1 protein-coding gene is annotated in these 3489 nt (G+C 72.3%); it reads left to right on the forward strand.

What is annotated here, in order from left to right; all coding sequences use genetic code 11:
- Nucleotides 1–320: 320 nt before the first annotated feature.
- The gene (locus ACH495_RS31135) at nucleotides 321–3347 is read left to right on the forward strand and encodes a glycosyl hydrolase (protein ID WP_396861292.1); all 3027 of its coding nucleotides are present in this window, start codon (nucleotides 321–323) and stop codon (nucleotides 3345–3347) included.
- The last annotated feature ends 142 nt before the right edge of the window (nucleotides 3348–3489 follow it).

The following is a 3489-nucleotide window of genomic DNA, read 5'->3' on the forward strand; positions in this document are numbered from 1 at the left end:
ACCGCGGAGATCACCACGCCCGTGGTCAGCGACTCGACACCCACCACACCATCGTCAAGACCCCCCGACCAGCACAAACAGGATGAGACAAGCTCACGGAAAGAGTGGCTATCCGGCGCCGGATAGCCACTCTTTCCGTGAAAAAGGGGGCGCTCGTGGGGGTGTGGGGTGAGGGCCGGAGGGGGGCGGGAGAGCGCTCTCTTGGGCAACAAAACATTGACGTACGCGTAACCGGAACCTAATCTCGCTTCTCAAGAGAGCGCTCTCTCGACCGCCGGACCACCATCCGGACACCACCTTCTCCTCTGAAGGGGACCTCCATGACCCTCCCCCTGCGGGACGTCTCCCCCGGCGCCACACCGCCGCCGCTCCCCGTTCCGTCCGTTCCCCGGCGCCGCCGGGCGATCGCCCTCGCCGCCGCGTCCCTGCTGGCGGCCGGCCTGCTCGGCGTCGTGGTCGGCGGTGGCGGCACCGCCACCGCCGGCACCGTCGGCGCGGGCAGCTACACCGAGACGCTGCCACCCGGGGCCGCGCTGCCCAGGGGCTGCGGCACCGTCAGCACCAACCCCCGCGTCTTCGCCACCGCCGACGCGCCGGCCGGCGCGATCCCCACCAACGACTGGTGGTCCTCGCTGATCTGGAAGCGCAACAACTGCGGGACCAGTGAGAACCTCCAGGCCCACCCGCTGGCGTTCAAGGCCGAGAACAACGGGCTCGGGCTGTCGTACACCACCACGCCGGCGATCAGCGGCACCGCCACCTCCGTCGGCGAATACCACTACCCGTACCGCGAGGACGTCCGGGTCGGGGTGGCCGGACTGGCCGCGCCGGTGGTCAAGGCCGCCGACTGGACCGACTGGACCGTCACCGCCGACTGGAGCGACGGCAGCCGCGGCATGCGGGCCACCATCGGCCACGGGCTGCCGTTCAGCTACTACACCGTCACCGGCGGCGGCGCCGCGCAGCTCACCGCCACCGCGACCCCCACGGTCTGGCGCAACTCCGGCGCCACCATCGGCTTCACCGTCAACGGCCACGACTACGTCGCGTACGCGCCGACCGGCGCGACCTGGACCGTCGACGGCGCCGGCATCAGCTCGACGCTGGCCGGCAAGGGCTACTTCTCGGTGGCCGTGCTGCCCGGCGGCGCGGACAAGGCCGCGCTGGCCGACACCTACGGCCGGTACGCCCACGCGCACGTCACCGGCACCCGGATGAGCTACGCGTACGACCAGGCCACCGGCACGGTGCGCACCACCTACGCGTTCACCACCACGCCCCGCGAGGGCACCGAGAAGAAGACGGTGGTGGCGCTCTACCCGCACCAGTGGCGCAGCCTCACCGGCGCCACCCCGATCACCCCGACGTACGTCTCGGCGCGCGGCGCCATGCGGGTGCTCGCCGGCGTGCCGTCGTTCACCACCTCGATGCGCTTCACCGGCGTGCTCCCCGAGGTGCCGGCGGTGGGCGACGCCACCGGCGCGGACCTGAGCACGGTCACCAACTACCTCAACGCCGAGCTGGCCAACCCGGAGGGGATCAGCGGCCAGGACACCTACTGGGCCGGCAAGGGCCTCGGCCGGGCCGCCCGGATCGCCGAGATCGCCGACCAGCTCGGGCTGGCGCCGGTGCGGGACAAGGCGGTCGCGGCCATGAAGGCCCGGCTCACCAACTGGCTCACCGCCTCCTCCGGCGAGACCAGCCAGCTCTTCTACTACGACCGCAACTGGGGCACGCTGATCGGCTACCCCGCCTCGTACGGCTCCGACGAGGACCTCAACGACCACCACTTCCACTACGGCTACTTCATCGCCGCGGCGGCCACGCTGGCCAAGTTCGACCCCGGCTGGGCCGACGGCACCCGCTACGGCGGCATGGTCGACCTGCTGATCCGCGACGCCAACAACTACGACCGGGCCGACAACCGCTTCCCCTACCTGCGAGACTTCGACATCTACGCCGGCCACGACTGGGCCTCCGGCCTGGCGCCGTTCTTCGCCGGCAACAACCAGGAGTCGTCCTCGGAGGGGATGAACTTCGCCAACGCGCTGATCCAGTGGGGCCAGGCCACCGGGAACACCGCCGTCCGCGACGCCGGCGTCTACCTGTGGACCACCCAGTCCGCGGCCATCTCGGAATACTGGTTCGACGTGCACGACGAGAACTTCCCGGCCGCGTTCGGTCACAAGACCGTCGGCATGGTGTGGGGCGACGGTGGCGCGTACTCCACCTGGTTCTCCTCGGCGCCCGAGATGATCCAGGGCATCAACATGCTGCCGATCACCGGCGGTCACCTCTACCTGGGCGACCACCCCGAGTACGTCAAGGCCAACTACGCCGAGTTGCTCACCAACAAGAACGGCCCGCCGACCGTGTGGCAGGACATCGTCTGGGAGTTCCTGGCGCTCGGCGACGGCGACGAGGCGTTGCGCAACTTCCGGGCGAACAGCACCTTCACCAGCGAGGAGGGCGAGAGCAAGGCGCACACGTTCCACTGGATCCGCAACCTCGCCGCGCTCGGCAACGTGGACACCACGGTCACCGCGAACCACCCGCTGGCGAAGGTGTTCCGCAAGGGCACCGCACGCACCTACGTGGCGTCGAACATCACCGCCGCGCCGCTGACCGTCACGTTCTCCGACGGCACCCGGCTCACCGTGCCGGCGGGCAAGACCGCCACCTCCGGGGCGTACACCTGGAGCGGCGGCAGCGCCACCGGCGGCGTGACCGTGCCGACCGGTCCCCCGCCGACCGGCACGCCGACCCCGGACCCGACCACGCCGACCCCGGACCCGACCACCCCGACGCCCACGCCGACCACCCCCAGCCCGACGCCGACCAGCCCGAGCCCCAGCCCGAGCACCTCGGCGCCGACGCTGGAGCCGACCCGCTACCTGGCGTCCGGCGGCGGGCTGGACGGCACCGCCGGCCCGGCCGGCACGGTCACCGTCACCGCCGCGAACGGCAACCACGACGGGACGCCGACCAGCCCGCAGGTCTTCACCGCCACCGGGCTGACCGGCACGTACACCGGCGGGACCACCGCCTTCGACCTGGGCGTCGACGCCGGCATCGCGGTCGGCAACGGCATCCAGGCCCGGGTGTCGTACGACCTGACCGGTGACGGCAGCTTCGACCGGGTGGAGACCTACCGGTACTTCGCCACCGACCCGATCGTCGGGTTGGAGCGCTACCGCCAGACCCAGGGCCTGGCCTCGGCCACCGGCACGCTGGGCAACCTGGCCGGCGGCACGGTGAAGGTCGAGGTGTGGAACGCCATCGGCAACAACCCCAGCACGGTCGGCACCGGCGACCGCTCGACGATCACCCTGCCCTACTCCCGGTGACCGAGGACCGGCGCCCCCCCCCCGCGCCCGGGGGGGGGGGCCCCCCCCCCCGCCCCCGGCGGGGGGGGGGCCCCCCCACCCCCCCACCCCGGGCCCCCCGCCAGACACACACCCCCGGGGCGCCCGGCGCGCGCCCCACCGG

Origin of the sequence: Micromonospora sp. NPDC018662 (assembly GCF_044391475.1) — a bacterium.
In the GTDB taxonomy this organism is placed as follows: domain Bacteria; phylum Actinomycetota; class Actinomycetes; order Mycobacteriales; family Micromonosporaceae; genus Micromonospora.